Origin of the sequence: Borrelia sp. RT5S (genome assembly GCF_021165755.1) — a bacterium.
In the GTDB taxonomy this organism is placed as follows: Bacteria; Spirochaetota; Spirochaetia; order Borreliales; family Borreliaceae; genus Borrelia.
In genome coordinates this window covers 653,766-669,751 of the sequence record NZ_CP088936.1, presented here as the reverse complement: position 1 = coordinate 669,751, position 15,986 = coordinate 653,766, and the positions used below count along the sequence as shown (strand labels likewise).

At 34.3% G+C, this 15,986-nt stretch carries 13 protein-coding genes and 2 tRNA genes; 7 read left to right on the top strand and 8 right to left on the bottom strand.

All coding sequences use genetic code 11. From position 1 onward, the window contains the following. Positions 1-79 precede the first annotated feature (79 nt). Entirely contained in the window at positions 80-3,445 is a 3,366-nt protein-coding gene (gene mfd, locus LSO06_RS03235) for a transcription-repair coupling factor (protein ID WP_231760621.1), read from the top strand. Positions 3,446-3,458: 13 nt separating this feature from the next. Further along, positions 3,459-4,706, top strand: a complete 1,248-nt coding sequence (locus LSO06_RS03230; RefSeq protein ID WP_231760620.1) for an acetate kinase — start codon at positions 3,459-3,461, stop codon at positions 4,704-4,706. A 1-nt stretch (position 4,707) separates the two neighbouring features. On the opposite strand, the gene LSO06_RS03225 is transcribed toward LSO06_RS03230, so the two are convergent. Next, the gene (locus LSO06_RS03225) at positions 4,708-5,253 is read right to left on the bottom strand and encodes a DJ-1 family glyoxalase III (RefSeq protein ID WP_231760619.1); all 546 of its coding nucleotides are present in this window, start codon (positions 5,251-5,253) and stop codon (positions 4,708-4,710) included. Between the two features lie 21 nt (positions 5,254-5,274). Next, positions 5,275-5,348 (bottom strand) — tRNA-Met (locus LSO06_RS03220). Positions 5,349-5,757: 409 nt separating this feature from the next. Here LSO06_RS03220 and LSO06_RS03215 point away from each other — a divergent pair. Next, complete coding sequence (locus LSO06_RS03215; protein ID WP_231760886.1) at positions 5,758-7,302, top strand: glycoside hydrolase family 3 N-terminal domain-containing protein; 1,545 nt, start codon at positions 5,758-5,760, stop codon at positions 7,300-7,302. Here LSO06_RS03215 and LSO06_RS03210 read toward each other — a convergent pair. Further along, positions 7,292-8,251 (bottom strand): DHH family phosphoesterase, encoded by a 960-nt coding sequence (locus LSO06_RS03210; RefSeq protein ID WP_231760618.1) that lies wholly within the window; start codon positions 8,249-8,251, stop codon positions 7,292-7,294. The two genes, LSO06_RS03215 and LSO06_RS03210, sit on opposite strands and share 11 nt — an antisense overlap. 109 nt (positions 8,252-8,360) lie before the next feature. On the opposite strand from LSO06_RS03210, the gene cdd reads away from it, so the two are divergent. After that, positions 8,361-8,807 carry a cytidine deaminase gene (cdd, locus tag LSO06_RS03205; protein WP_231760617.1) on the top strand — a complete coding sequence of 149 codons (447 nt, stop codon included), beginning with the start codon at positions 8,361-8,363 and terminating at the stop codon, positions 8,805-8,807. A 28-nt stretch (positions 8,808-8,835) separates the two neighbouring features. Here cdd and LSO06_RS03200 read toward each other — a convergent pair whose 3' ends face one another. Beyond that, a complete protein-coding gene (locus LSO06_RS03200; RefSeq protein WP_370639786.1) occupies positions 8,836-9,237 on the bottom strand; it encodes a hypothetical protein in 402 nt (133 codons plus the stop codon). Between the two features lie 94 nt (positions 9,238-9,331). Here LSO06_RS03200 and LSO06_RS03195 point away from each other — a divergent pair, with 94 nt between their 5' ends. The 3 genes from LSO06_RS03195 (at position 9,332) to rpsD (ending at position 11,485) form a co-directional block, all read left to right on the top strand. Then, positions 9,332-10,702: a cation diffusion facilitator family transporter gene (locus tag LSO06_RS03195; protein ID WP_231760616.1), complete on the top strand. Its 1,371-nt coding sequence runs from the start codon at positions 9,332-9,334 to the stop codon at positions 10,700-10,702. A gap of 58 nt (positions 10,703-10,760) precedes the next feature. Continuing rightward, positions 10,761-10,833: transfer RNA gene (locus LSO06_RS03190), tRNA-Met, on the top strand. Positions 10,834-10,858: 25 nt separating this feature from the next. Continuing rightward, the gene (rpsD, locus tag LSO06_RS03185; protein WP_231760615.1) at positions 10,859-11,485 is read left to right on the top strand and encodes a 30S ribosomal protein S4; all 627 of its coding nucleotides are present in this window, start codon (positions 10,859-10,861) and stop codon (positions 11,483-11,485) included. A gap of 27 nt (positions 11,486-11,512) precedes the next feature. On the opposite strand, the gene LSO06_RS03180 is transcribed toward rpsD, so the two are convergent. From LSO06_RS03180 to clpP, 4 genes are read right to left on the bottom strand one after another with little or no spacing between them, the layout of a single operon-like run. Further along, positions 11,513-11,662 (bottom strand): hypothetical protein, encoded by a 150-nt coding sequence (locus tag LSO06_RS03180; RefSeq protein ID WP_231760614.1) that lies wholly within the window; start codon positions 11,660-11,662, stop codon positions 11,513-11,515. Positions 11,663-11,697: 35 nt separating this feature from the next. Then, on the bottom strand, positions 11,698-14,109 hold the full coding sequence (gene lon / locus LSO06_RS03175) for an endopeptidase La (RefSeq protein WP_231760613.1): 2,412 nt from the start codon (positions 14,107-14,109) through the stop codon (positions 11,698-11,700). Beyond that, a complete protein-coding gene (clpX, locus tag LSO06_RS03170; protein WP_231760612.1) occupies positions 14,084-15,367 on the bottom strand; it encodes an ATP-dependent protease ATP-binding subunit ClpX in 1,284 nt (427 codons plus the stop codon). The genes lon and clpX overlap by 26 nt, the downstream gene beginning before the upstream one ends. 23 nt (positions 15,368-15,390) lie before the next feature. Then, entirely contained in the window at positions 15,391-15,975 is a 585-nt protein-coding gene (gene clpP, locus LSO06_RS03165) for an ATP-dependent Clp endopeptidase proteolytic subunit ClpP (protein WP_231760884.1), read from the bottom strand. Between the last annotated feature and the right edge of the window lie 11 nt (positions 15,976-15,986).

The following is a 15,986-nucleotide window of genomic DNA, read 5'->3' as shown; positions in this document are numbered from 1 at the left end:
CCTACATTATACGTAAAGAAACCGATAATAACTATAATATATAATATTATACTAAACTACAGAAACAAAAAGGTAAAAGATGGATATAGAAAAAGAATTAACCATCAGGCTAAGAGATAGTCATGATTTAGAAAAAGTAAAGCAACTCTGCGAACGAAAAACACCATTTACATTGGTAGGATGTGAAGGGTTTTTTAAGGCCTTTTTAATAAATAAAATAAAAGAATACAGCAAGAACAAGAGCGTTATTCTGGTAGTTAAAGATGAGAACACCTCAGAAGAGATCAAATCCGATTTACTGCAAATCACAGACCAAATATACGAACTAAATTACTTCAGTTCTCTTGCATACAAAGGAATCAGTTCAAAAAGTAAAGTCTTTAGCGAAAGAGTAAAATTTTTAATCAATTTTTATGCAAATAATCCTGGCATCTATCTTGTTGTAATAAAATCTCTTCTTGGCAAAATCCCTAATAAAGAAAATCTACTTAAAAACATCTATAAAATTCAGAAAGAAGAGACAGTAAACGTAAAGGAATTGGAGAAAAAACTTATAAAGTTAGGTTATGAACAAACAACAAGAGTCACACTACCCGGAGAATTTACCATAAAGGGAGAAGTAGTAGATATATATTCATTTATTAAAAAAGAACCAGTAAGAATTTCCTTCAATCTTGACAAAATAGAAGAAATAAAAACATTCAACCCCCTTACCCAATTAAAAGAAGGGAATGAACTTTATGAATTTGAAATCATACCCAAAAAAGAGATTATATGGAACGATTCAAACATAAACAAGCTAGCACAACGGGTAAAAGAAGATGAATATAAAGAATTATTTAAAGACATTAAGACAAGGCGTAGTGCTAAAGTGGAAGAACTTTTTTATTCATTAATAGGAGATACACACTTAAGCCGAGAAATCAATAAAGACACCCCCATTATCAATTTCGAGCTCGCAAACTTTCAAGAAGAGATAAAAAAAATTTACAAAGAGCATGAAAAGCTTCACAGGCAGGCAATAGAGACGGGAAGCCAGATAATTGCACCAAAAGAAATTTTCATAAGCTCAAAGGATTTAAAATTAGAAACTAATATTTTTTTTTCAAAACCTGAAGATATTCAAACGGAAGAATTCATAGAATTTCAAATTGAAACTAATATTAATTTTTTTTCAAACATCACACTTGCAAAAAATGAAATGACTGACTGGATAAAGGACGGATTTAGAGTAATAATCGCAGCAGAATCTAGTTCACAGAGGGAAAAATTAAAATACCTATTCAAGGATCTTCCGAAGATAAAAATTGAAGTTCTAAAGATATCTAGTTCACTCATAATTAACAAAGAAAAAATAGCTATCATTCTTGAATCTGACATATTTAACAGAAAACAAAAAATAAATAAAAATTTTGAATCATCAAAAACAAAAATCATTGATTCATTTGTTGAAGTTGAAAAAAATAGTTATGTTGTACATATAAACCATGGAATTGGAATATTTAGACAGGTAAGGAGAATTAAAACAAGCCTCCTTGAAAAAGACTACATTGAGATTGAATATGCCGATAATGAAAAATTGTTTATTCCAATTGAGCAAACACATCTTATTCAAAAATATATTGGGAATAATATCCAAAACATAAAGTTAGACAGCATTAGTTCAAAAACATGGGAAAAGAAAAAAGCCTATGCAAAAAAAAGGATTGAGGACATAGCGGATAAACTTGTTGCACTTTATTCAGAAAGAGAAAGTATTAAGGGATTTAAATATCCTGAAGATGACGAGTGGCAATTATTATTTGAGTCAGAATTTCCCTATGATGAAACCCCAGATCAATTAACTGCAATAGAAGAAATCAAAGAAGATATGATGAGTTTTAAGGTAATGGACAGACTTTTGTGTGGGGACGTTGGATTTGGTAAAACCGAGTTAGCAATGAGAGCTGCATTTAAGGCTGTAATGGGCAAGAAACAAGTGGCAATACTTGCTCCAACAACAATTTTGGCAGAACAACACTTTAATACATTTAAACTAAGATTTAAAAATTTCCCAATCAAAATTGCAATGATGAGCAGATTTATAAAAAAATCAACAGAAAGAGAGATTATTAAGAACTTATCGATGGGGGAAATTGACATAATAATTGGAACGCACAAAATATTATCCAAAAACCTAATATATCAAGATTTAGGGCTCATAATAATTGATGAGGAGCAAAGATTTGGAGTAAGAGAAAAGGAAAACTTAAAAGAAATAAAAGTATCTGTTGATTGCCTCGCGTTATCAGCGACCCCAATTCCAAGATCTCTTCATATGTCATTAATTAAACTCAGGGACATATCCGTCTTGAAAATTCCACCTGAAAACAGGATTAAAATAGAAACTTACGTAGAAGAATTTAACGAAGCTTTAATTAAACATGCAATCGAGCATGAACTTTCTCGTGATGGGCAAGTTTTCTTTGTGCATCATAACATTGAAGAACTGGACTCAATAAAAGTAATTTTGGAAAAAATAATTCCCTATGCAAGAATTGCAATCATTCATGCAAAGCTTGCAGGAGATCAAATTGAAAACATTATGTACGATTTCATAAATAAGTCATACCAAATACTTTTAGCTACAACAATAATTGAGAATGGAATAGACATTGAAAACGCAAATACAATAATAATTAACAATGCTAACAGATTCGGTCTCTCACAGCTATACCAGCTAAAGGGAAGAGTTGGAAGAAGTTCACAAAAAGCTTTTGCTTATCTTTTGTACAAAGAAGGCTCAAGCTTAAATGAAAGTGCTATTGAAAGACTACGTTCGATATCTGAATTTTCAGAACTTGGAGCCGGTTTTAAAATTGCAATGAAAGATATGGAAATAAGAGGTGTTGGAAATCTACTTGGGAAAGAACAACATGGAGAGATTGAGTCCGTTGGTCTAGACTGCTACTTAGGAATGTTAAATAAGGCAATTGAGCATCGAATGGGCAGGGGCTCGCAAGAAAACGAGATCGCTGTTGAGATTAATTACAATGGATTCATTCCTGATAGCTACACAGATAATGAGCAAGACAAGATGTTAATCTACAAGAAAATCTCGGGCATTCAGAGTGAAGAAGAAAATAAAAAAATAAGAGCTGAAATTTATGACCAATTCGGCTCCATTCCTAAAGAAATAAACGTCCTACTTACACTAGCGGAAATGAAAATACTTGCAAAAAAACTCAACATCCTAGGTCTTAGAGAAAAAAATGAATTACTGGAAATTGAATATTTAAATACGGAACTCATTCCTGTTAAAAAAATAATGGAAATAATAAAAGTCAACCCTAACACACTAAAAATAAATCCAGAATATAAAACCTCAATTTTCCTAAACCTAAATGGCACCAAAGAAGCAGACAAAATTAACTACATTTACAAAAATCTTAACTTATTACTGTAGGAATAGATAGAGAATGAAGATATTAGTACTTAATACAGGAAGTTCGTCATTAAAGTTTACACTCTACGAATACAAAGACAAGCAAGTATTAGTGACTGGAGTAATTGAGAAGATAAAAGAAAGTGAATCAATAACTAAGATTAAAACTAAATACGGAGTAGAAACAAAGACAGGGGCTGGGATTGGTTCACACGAAGAAGCATTAAGAAAATTGGTCAGCATTTTAACAAATAAGGAACTTGAAATACTAGCCAATCCAGATGAGATTTATGCAATAGGACACAGAATTGTGCACGGCGGCGCTAGTTTTGCAAACTCAGTATTACTTAACAACGACATTCTAGACGAACTGGAGGAAGTAGCTCAACTTGCTCCTCTGCACAACCCAGCAGCAATTTTAGTCATTAAAGCAACACTTAAAATATTTCCAAATACAAAACAAGCTCTATGCTTTGATACATCATGGCATCAAAGCATGAACGAAAAGGCATTTTTATACGCTACACCATACTCTTGGTACAAAGATTACAATATTAGAAAATACGGATTTCATGGACTATCTTATTCATACATAACAAGGAGAGTTGCAACAATTTTGCAGAAAGACAGTCGTGATTTAAATTTAATAGTACTACATCTGGGAAATGGAGCTAGCATTAATGCTGTTAAGGGTGGCTTGTCATACGATACAAGCATGGGGCTTACTCCACTTGAAGGGCTCGTTATGGGAACAAGATGTGGTGACATTGATCCTACGATTATTCCTTTAATGAGTAAGCTACTTAAGAGGACAACAAAAGAGATAGAAGAGATTCTTAATAATGAGAGTGGCATGCTGGGGGTCTCTTGTTGTTCAAACGACCTAAGAGATATTTGGCAAGCGGTTGAAAATGGTGATTATAATGCTAGACTTGCAGTCCAGTTAATGGGTTATAGAATAAAGAAATATATCGGATCTTACCTCGCAATCCTGGACTTTAATGTAGATGCAATCGTCTTTACAGCCGGCGTTGGTGTTACTGACTATGGGATAAGAGAACTAGCATTGAGCGGATTTGAAAAAATAGGAATAGAAATGGACCCTGAAAAAAATAATAGAGCATGCAAAAAAGACATGGAGTCTGACATCTCAAGCAAGGACAGCAAAGTAAAAATACTTGTAATCCCTACAAACGAAGAGCTCTCTATTCTTGAAGATACCTACAGCCTTTGCTTAAAACCCAATCCATGCACCATAGACAATAAAGCAGACGGTCTTTAATTTAAAGCAAAGCTTTCTGTCTAACATCCTCAGCTACTCGCACTCCCTTTACAAGCTCAAGTAAAGCAAAAGCAAACTGGAAGGCCGTACCGACACCCTTAGAGGTAATGAAGTTATTGCTAAGGACAACATTTTCATCCACAAATTCACCATCTGTAATGCCATTTTCAAATCCTGGATAGCATGTAAATTTACTTGTTCCCAAAAGTCCCTTAGCAGAAAGCACAACAGCTGGTGAGGCACAAATAGCTGCAATAAACTTACCCCCCAACTTCATATCTCTTAAAATCTTATCTAAATCTCTAGACTTAAAAAGATTGCTAGCGCCCGGCATCCCTCCAGGCAGTACAATTAAATCAAAATCATCCGCACTACAATCTGAAACCTTCTCATCTGCGCAAAAAACAACTCCTCTAGAGCCTGGGACAACTCTATCATCACTTAAACTAATAAGCTTAACATTAACATCACCTCGTCTTAGAATATCAACGGGCACAATGGCTTCGATCTCCTCAAAGCCATCTGCAAGCACAACAGCTACTCTCATAACACAAAACTCCTTGACTTATGCTGATGGAGGGACTTGAACCCACGACAACTCGGATATGAGCCGAGTGCTCTAACCAACTGAGCTACATCAGCTTACGGCCTCTAAAGTGTATAAATTCAAAAATATTTTGTCAAGGAATATTTTAAATAAATAGACTAAATTAAACTTGTATTAGTCAAACTTAATAACCACTAATTTAAATAAGCATTTTTCATTTTTAAAAAATATAATAGAATTATGTTCGGTACATTTAATGACAATGTATATTGAGGAAGTATGTAGATAAAGTTACAATTCCCTTTTTGGTTTAAGTGTTATTAAGGCAATAAAGCAAATTAAGCAAGATGTTGCACTTGTGCTTCAAAAAAATAAAAGATTAGTATGGTTTATATGAAAAAAATTGTTTGTATTTACATCTTTTTTATTAGCAATAGTTGCTTCTCGTACGATTTTTGGCACACGGAAGCTAGGGAAAAATTAATAAACAAAATAGTCTACCAAATGAGCGACAAAGAACTACTAGGACAAATGTTTATGATAAGTTATCCGGGAGAACAAATAACTAACTTTACTCTTAACTTTATCAAAGAGAGGCACTTGGGTGGCATAAAAATCTTTGGATGGAATGCTGGCAACCTATCTGTGCTAATAGACAGCATAAGTAAAGCACAAGTAATGTCTCAAAGAAATAGATTTAAAATTCCCCTATTCATTGCTACAGACCAAGAGGGTGGATGGACACAGCACATAAAACTAAAGACCTCAAAAACAATAGGAAACCTTGGCATCACTGCCACTCTCTCGCCAAACGATTCTTACCTCACAGGATATTACATAGCAGACGAATTAAATCGCCTTGGAATCAACCTAAATTTTGCGCCCATAGTTGACATCTACACTCATGAGGACAACTTCATAATAGGCCCAAGGGCATACTCCAATGATCCACAAATAGTTGCTCTATTTGCCCTAGCATCCTATAAAGGACAAAAACAAGCAGGGGTGATCTCAACAGCAAAACATTTCCCGGGGCATGGGAATACAGTTGTTGATTCTCACACAAAAATACCAATAATAAATTCAAATTTAGAAGAGATACTAGAAAACGAATTATTACCTTACGAAGTATTAATACAGGAAAATATTCCAGTAATCATGAGTGGACACCTGGCATATCCAATGCTTACAAACGGAGAAGAGATACCTGCCTCATCATCAATTAAAATTTTAAAAGGAATTCTTAGGGAAAAATTAAAATATAATAATTTGATCATAACAGATGATTTATTAATGAACGCTGTAAGATATAAAAATGAAAGTATATATGACACAATTGAAAGAATCATCAGAACAGAAACAGACATTTTATTAATATCATTAAACGAAAATTTACAAAGCAGCGCGTATGACAGGCTCTTAGCCCTTATGAAAGAAGATAACGAGATAAGAGAAAATATCGTTAAATCCAATAAAAGAATACTTAGGATCAAGTTGCAATATTTAAAAGAAGATAAAAATAAAGTAGAAATCTATCCAAACTACAAAAAAGCACAAGAAATACCCACCAGTGAGGCTAAAAGATTTTTTGAGCAAAGCACATTAAGAGGAATAACAAAAATTAGGCTAGAAAAAAAAGTTTCAAGGGACAAGAAAACACTACTAGTATCACCTTATTATCATATGGTTTCAGAAGGAAGAAAAACATTTCAAAATAGCTCCAGTTATTACTATGACTACTACCCTTTAAACGGCATTAATTCCAACAAACTTCATGAAATTAAGAAGCTAATCGAGAAGCACGAGCAAGTTATTTTCAATCTCTCGACTCCTGGTAGCCTTAAATACATAGAAAACTTAAAAAAATACAAAGACAAAATAAGCGTTATTGTATCTCTTACTCCTCGACATATTAAAACACTAGACTGGGTAGAGAACATAGTGGTAGTTTATGGTACAACAGCACTAGCATTTAAATCGGGGTTCTTAGCTCTAATAGAAAGATTTAACCCAAGAGGAGCACTTCCTTTAATAAATTTCAAGCCTTAATATATTCCTTTATATATGAGATGACTTGATTTTCTAAAAGGTTTAAAGAGCTCCTCTTGCTCTTAAATCCACTCGCGTGCTTATGCCCTCCCCCTCCAAAAGCCTTAGCAAGCTCCCCAACATCAAAATATTCCCTAGACCGAAGTCCTGCTAAAATAGAACCATCTTCAGTCTCTTTTAAGATAACCAATATTTCATTATTTTCAACATTACTAAGAAGTGCATAAAATAGCTCATTAACTCCACTAATATTAGTGTCTTTTTTTGCATCGAAAGGCAAAACAGTGACTAACACTTTCCCATCAAAATAAGATTTAAGGTTGTTCAACATCGATCTCAGGATATCTATTGAAGATAAGCTCTTAACAGCTTCAATGTAACTATAAACATCCTTCAGGCTTAATCCCTTAGAGACAAGCCTAGCTATCATTTCGAAAGGCTCAGGATCGCTGCTCGATAAAAATCTAAAAAACCCTGTATCTGTGCAAAATCCAACCAGAATATACCACGCCTCTTCTCTAGTAACATCATACCCAAATTCCCTAATTAATTTCTCTATCAAAAAAGTAGTTGAAGGGGCTAAGGGATTAATGTAACTGGGAACATCCAACTTATCCCCCGAGGCATGATGATCAATAACAAGAATAGGCATATCCTTTACATAAAAAACAAACTCATCCCCTATTCTGTCAAAGATAGAACAATCTAAAATGATTACAGCATAATCTGAAGTGTTAATACTAGGCCATTGAGATAAAAATTTATCTTTGAAAGGAATTATTTCTCTTCTAACAAAAGGCCCTTCATTAAGCATAACAGACCTCTTTCCTATTCTGGACAAAAAAGAAGCTAAAGCTAAGGATGAACCAACACAATCAAAATCAGGATCCTTATGCCCAATGATAATAAAATCATCGTATTTTTTAATAAATTCAATAGCAACTAACATAAACAAATATTAACAAAATTTTGATACAATTGAAAATTTAAAAGTTTTGTTCAAAATCATAAGTAAATTGTTATACTTAAGAGGTATCAATAGAAGATGAGGATTTTATTTGAACGGTATTGATAAAGATCAGATTAGGCAAGCGTTTCAGATGGCTGAGGACGCAAGGAGTAATTCTTATTCACCTTATTCAAACTTTAAAGTGGGGGCTTGTCTTAAAACTAGGGATAATTTGTTCTTTCAGGGCTCGAATGTTGAAAATGCAAGCTTTGGTGCTACCTGCTGTGCAGAAAGGGGCGCTATTGTAAGCATGATATCATCTGTTGGAATACAAAGAATAGATTTTATGCTACTCTCAACAATTCCGGAAACAATTCCGTGTGCAATATGCCTTCAGGTAATGTCGGAATTTTTCGACAGGGACACCAAAATACTCATAACAAATCCCCTCACATTTAATTCTAATAAGTCAGTCCTTAAGGCTTACACACTCAGGGACTTACTCAAAATTCCATTCGACAAAGAAGAGATGTCAAGAATCTCTATTAGTAAATAAAACAAAGCTTAGGGCCTGCTTAGGGAAATCAATTTAGAATACCAAGAGAAACAATCGAACTGGCTAGTTCTTTTAGCTTGCTAGCATCCAGGGTTTCAGCGGAGGAATCAAACACCTCTAATATAAGCTCTTTCTCGCACCTATTAAACTCATACTCTACACTCTCTAGAGACAGAAAGCTAATTATTGGTAAAAATTTATCAATAAAGGCGTATATTCCCTCATCAGACTCAAAATTCTCATAATAATAATTAAATATGTTCTTTAAAGATTTTTTATTAAAAATTTTAAAAAAATCATAAAAAACACCCTCAACGGCCTTCACATTATTAGTCAAAACATCATCCCTAGATACAGCTTTTTTACATTTCTTAACAAAAAACTGAGCCTGTAACATAAATCCCCAAATTGAAAACATCAATAAATCCATTATTTAAAATACTAACAAATTCATTGAACATAAAAAAAAATATTGCTATACTCACATGTAAAATTATGCAATAAAAGCAAGGGAAGGTGCAAGTATGGTTAAGGTCATCAATAATAAAAATATTAGCAAATATGTGAATTTAAATCTTGGAAGCCTAAAACAAACTGAATTCTACATAGCTTATATAGAAAATCATGCTAAAGCCGTTTCATATATTAAAGCAAAAACGAAAGATAGAGAAATTGAGGTTAACGATTTTTATATCAATCCGGACTTTAAGGCAGAGGGAATAGAAAAAATAGTATTTAATAATTTAATTTATTATGGGAAAAAGAATAAACTACAGAAAATTTCCTGCGAAATTACTGAAGTAGAGGAAGAACTTAAAAGTTTAGGATTTATAAATAACAATAGCGTATATAAAAAAGACCTAACACCTGAGATCAAAAAGGATAAGTTCATAATGGGGATTGGCCTCGTCTCAGTACTAGCAGAAGTAGTTTCTATTGCATCCAAACTCACTGTAGGAATACTTTTCAATTCATTTGCACTTATAGCAGACGCCTTTCACGTTCTCTCAGATTTTGTGTTATCAGCAATTACCTACTTTAGCCTCAAAATTACAAATAAACCCGAGACGATTTATTATCCTTACGGATATAAAAAAATGGAGAATTTAATATCATTCATCATAGGGATAATTATAATAACAGCAGGATTTACGATATTTTTAAACTCAACAGGTCTGAATAAATTAATTAGCCTTGGGGGCGAATCTGGATTTCATGTTCATTATCATCCCACTCACCTTGAAGATCATAGCCATGATCACGATCACTTTCACGATCATGAACAAGATCACTTCCATGAACACGGACATTCTCATTCAAACAATCATCACGAGGAGGATAAGAATAATATCCTTGAAATATTTTCAAATAAATCTTTCAGGAAAAGCATTTGGATACCATTAGTACCCTTTATATTTTTCATAGTAAAAATGGTCGAATATTTAGTAAAATTTCAGATCGGAAAAAGATACAATAACTACTTACTCCTAGCTCTCTCATCAGCCGATAAAAACTGTATATTTTCCCACGGAGGCACTACATTAAGTTTATTACTTGCAAATTATGTGTGGACAGGTTTTGACAAAATCATATCTATATTCATCAGTTTTATAATTATTAGAGAAGGACTTTACGTAATACTAAAAAACGCTAATAAACTTCTCTCAAAACAAGACATAGATTTAAAAAGAGAGATAAAAGATACATTGAAAAATACCAAAATAAACTTGAAAGAACTTAATTTGTCTCACGAGGGGAATCATTTAAATCTTTATGCAAAATTAGACTTAAACCATGAAAGTGATTTGAAAAGCCTGATACGAAAAATAGAGGCAACAAAAGAAATCATTAAAAAACAACACAAAGAAATATATGAAATGTACATTTTAATATAAAGAAACAAAATCAATTGACACTTCTGACAAAGTTGTGTTAACATGCTAAGCTGTACGGCGCAGGGTAGAGCAGTTGGTAGCTCGTCGGGCTCATAACCCGAAGGTCATAGGTTCGAGTCCTATCCCTGCTATATTGTTTTAATGTATGGAGAATAAATGAATAGGAAGAATATAGCTAAAGGTAAGATGGTCAGGCGGTTTGGTGTTAATATATTTGAACAACCTAAGTACGATAAACTACTGAAGAGGAAACCTAATCCACCGGGAATGCATGGGAGGTCTAGGAAGGGTAAGGTCACTGAGTATGGGAAGCAGTTGGTAGAGAAGCAAAAGGTTAAGTTTACTTATGGCGTAAGTGAGAGGCAACTGACTAACATTTTCAGGGAAGCGAAAAGACATCATGGGGTCACCGGACACAATCTTTTGGCTCTGCTTGAGAGAAGAATTGACAATGTTGTATATCGGGCTGGATTTGCTATTTCAAGAGCCCATGCTAGACAGATAGTTTCGCATGGGGTGATCATACTTAATGGAAGAAGGGTTACGGTGCCTTCTATTACTTTAAGAGCGAATGATGAATTACGGGTAAAGGATAAGGACAGCTTAAGGAAGCTGGTTAGATCTAATATAGAGAGGACATCAACTCTTCGAAATCTTCCGACTTGGATAGAAGTAAATGCTGATGCTTTGCAGGTTAAGGTGACACGCCCTCCAGCGAGGGACGAAATACCCACCCTTGCTAATGAGCAAATGATTGTTGAGTATTATTCTAAGAGAGCATAGGGTGTTGTTGGTTTACACACCCACGGCTTATTTACCCTTCTTTCTGCCTTTAGTAAAATTTTTTCCGAAGCTGGCTTTGGAAAAGGTTGGGAATCCGCTCTTGGCTGGGTTCTTGGCAGGACCTTGGGCATTAAATGATGCCCTACTTCCTGAAGGCCTTCTGACTCCATCTTTCATATAAACCTCCTTGATGAGTCTAATGATAGCAAATTTTAAATAATACTTAAATAATCAAAAACTTCTTCCAGATGAGACACATACTTAACAAACATACTGCTCTTAATCTCTTCAGGAAGCTTAACATAATCGCGCCTATTGTCCTCAGGAATTATAACTTTGCTTATTCCATTCCTATAAGCTGCAAGTACTTTTTCCTTAATACCTCCCACAGGAAGGATGGACCCCTTAAGAGTAACTTCTCCTGTCATTGCAAGATCTAAAGGAACTTTTTTATCAGATAGTATGGAAGCTATTGCTGTTGCAATAGTAACTCCAGCCGAAGGACCGTCTTTTGGCGTAGCTCCCTCTGGAAAATGTAAATGAATTTCAGGACTCTCATTTATATCAAAATTAAGTCTGGACGAATAGGTTTTAACCACAGAATAAGCAAGTTGTGCACTCTCCTTCATAACAGCCCCAAGACTGCCTGTTAAAATAACATCCCCTTTCTTTTCAAACTTAATAGCTTCAACAGGAAGTATAACACCCCCATGGTTTGTCCAAGCAAGACCATAAACAAATCCAGAAGAATCAATCTTAATTAAATTAAAGTTATACTCACAATCCACATAAACGTGAAAATTATTCATATTGATGATTTTATAAATACCAGGAATATCAGGATCATGAGTAAAAATTGAATTACTTTCATGCATTAAGGAACTAGGAAAATAAAAATTACCCTCAATTATATCTTCCCTAGAATAAACATGAAGTAATTCCCTTATAACCATTCTAAACAAATTGGTCAAAGCTCTCTTAAGCTCTCTAACTCCAGACTCCATGGTATATTTTTTGATTATGTGCAAAATAACATCATCTTCTATTCTTATATAAACCTTGCTTAAAAAACTTTCTCTGATTATACCCGGCATTAAAAATTTTTTTGCAATCTCTAATTTTTCAATATAAGAATACCCTTCTATCTTAATGATCTCCATTCTATCAAGAAGGGGTTTAGAAATTCCATGAAGAGAATTAGCTGTTGCAATAAACAATACATTAGAAAGATCATAAGGAATCTCCAAATAATGATCAACGAACTTGGAGTTTTGCTCAGTATCTAAAACTTCTAAAAGGGCAGCCTCTGGATTTCCCCTATAAGAATTATCAATCTTATCTATCTCGTCAAGTAAAATTACAGGATTAGATTTACCCGCTATTTTAATTGCATTAATAAAAACCCCTGGGAGAGCTCCGACATAAGTTCTCCTATGTCCTCTAATTTCAGCTGCGTCTCTAACTCCCCCAAGAGAAATTTTTGCAAATTTCCTAGAAAGAGAAGTGGCAACAGAGGAGGCAATAGAAGTCTTTCCAGTACCAGGGGGACCCACAAGACACAAAACAGGTGCTTGAATTTTAGAATTAATATGATAAACAGCTAAAAAGTTAATTATTTTTTCTTTAGCTTCATCCATCCCATAGTGCGCATTTTTTAAAATAAATTCAATATCACCTAAGGAATTCTCCATAATAGTATGCTCATTCCAAGGCAGCTCAAGTAACAACTCAGCATAACTTCTAATAATATTGGCATCTGGAGAATTTGCGTTCATGGAGGAAAGCCTAGATATTTCTTTCTCGATTCTTGGCTTAATATCTTCAGGAATTTTCTTAGAATTCAATCTATCAAGATACTCAGCTTCATCTTTCCCTAATCTTTTCTGTATTTCCTTTATCTGTTCATTTAAAAAATACTCCCTTTGCCCCTTATCAAGCTTATCGTTAACTTTGGATTTGATGTCCTTCTTAAGCCTTAAAAGATCAATTTCAATATTTAAATTTACAATTAACTTTTCAATTCTACTCTGAACATCCAATTCTTGTAAAAGCTCCAACTTTACACCGTATTCCAACTTAACATTAGATGCTAATACATCAACAAGTTTAGTAGGTTTATCAAGGAAATTAATATTGTCATCACCATCCCCCAATTCTTTAGCAGGAAGACAAGACTTGTAAGTTTCATAAGCTTCTCTTAAGAATTTAGAATAAACAAAAATCTTGCTACTAAATTCACTCTCATCAGGAATAAAATCAACTTTAGCCCTAATAAAAGAAGCACTCTTCTTAAGAAGACTCCTTATAATAACCCTATCTTGGCATTCAACTAAAACTTTTATTGAACCTTTAGCAACCTTTACAACTTGAATGATTTTACTATAAGTACCAACAGGGTACACATTTTTTAAACTAATCTTTCCAGAAGTATTAGATTTAGAATTATTAACATAGACAAACAAAACCAGCCTACTCTCTAGCATAGCCTGGTAGACAGCACCAACAGCAACACTATCGTCAAAAGTGGTCCATAAGGTCACGCCTGGGAAAAAAACATTCTGTCCTAAAAAGATAACCGGAATATCATCCTTTCTAGTACTAATTAGACTTAGAATTGATTTCATAAAGTTCTTTTGGCCAAATCTTATTGACCTGTTTCCCCGTCAGAATCAAGGGTTCAATATCATTACTCAAAACAGACTCTTTGGTAACAATAACCTTTTTTACTTGCTTAATCGAAGGTACTTCAAACATCGTATGTTTAAGCAACTCTTCTAAAATAGAACGTAGGCCTCTAGCACCTGTATTCTTACTCATTGCCTCCTCAGCAATAGCATCAATTGCATCCTTTTCAAATACAAGCTCCACACTATCCATTTTAAACATATGATAATATTGCTTTAAAATAGAATTATCTGGCTCAATTAATATCTTAATTAAATCCTGTTTTCCTAGACTTTCAAGGTAGGAATGCACAGGAAGCCTACCCACAAACTCCGGTATTAATCCAAATTTCACTAGATCTTCCATTTCTAAATATTTTAAAAAATTATCCCCTTCAATCTCTTTCTTAGCAGCAGATGAAAATCCAATAGAGCTTCTGCTAATTCTTTTCTGAATAATCTTTTCAAGTCCCACAAAAGCCCCGCCGCATATAAACAGTATATCTTGAGTATTAATTTCAATAGTATCCTCATAAGGATGCTTCCTGCCTCCCCTTGGCGGCACATTAGCAACAGTACCCTCAATGATTTTCAACAAAGCCTGTTGAACCCCTTCTCCAGACACATCCCTAGTAATTGAGACATTCTCACCCTTCTTGGCAATCTTATCTATCTCGTCTATATAAATAATACCCCTCTCCGCAAACCTCACATCTCCTTGGGCCGCATGAATAAGCTTAAGTAAAATATTTTCAACATCCTCACCCACATAACCAGCCTCAGTAAGCGTTGTAGCATCCGCAATAGTAAAAGGGACATTCATCTCATCAGCCAACTTCTTAGCAAGCAGAGTTTTCCCACTACCAGTAGGGCCTACAATCAATATATTAGATTTTTCAAGCTCAATCTCCCCCTCCACACTACCTCTAAATATCCTCTTATAATGATTATAAACAGCCACAGATAAAACTTTCTTAGCATCTTCCTGCCCAATAACATATCTATCCAGATGACTCTTAAGTTGCCTAGGAGATGGAAGTTCCCCATAAGATTTACCACTCACATCTCTTACAGCTTCTTCTTGAAAAAGATTGTAACACCCCCTAGAGCATTCGAAGCAAATAGCAACAGATCTTGTGGTAATCATTTTCTCTTCTTCGGCTCTAACACGACCACAAAAAGAACACTCCACAATCCTTTGATTCTTATTTCTTGCCATACAACACACTATCCAAAACTAAATTAATTCCTCTCTAAAATATTGTCAATAATCCCATAAACAAGAGCATCATTAGGTGTCATAAAGTAATCTCTCTCAATATCAAGAGATAATTTTTTTTTAGAAACACCTAGCCTACTAGACATAATATCTATTATCAACCTCTTAAGCCTCATGATTTCATTTGCTTGTATGCTAATATCGCTAGCCTGCCCTCCTATTCCACCCCAAGGTTGATGAATCATTATTCTTGAATATGACAATGAATCCCTTTTGCCCTTAGTGCCCCCTGCAAGCAAAAACGCAGCCATTGAAGCTGCCTGTCCAATGCAAATAGTTCTAACATCCGGCTTGATGTATTGCATAGTATCATAAATTGCAAGTCCCGCAGTAATACTACCCCCCGGAGAATTTATATAAACATGCACATCCTTATCAGAATTCTCAGATTCCAAGAAAAGAAGTTGTGCAATAACCGTATCTGCCTTAACATCGCTAATCTCGCCGCTTAAAAAAATTATCCTATCCCTTAGCAACCTTGAATATATATCAAAGACTCGTTCATAATTCCCTGTATGCTCTACAACAGTAGGAACCAGATTGTGCATATACTCTCGTG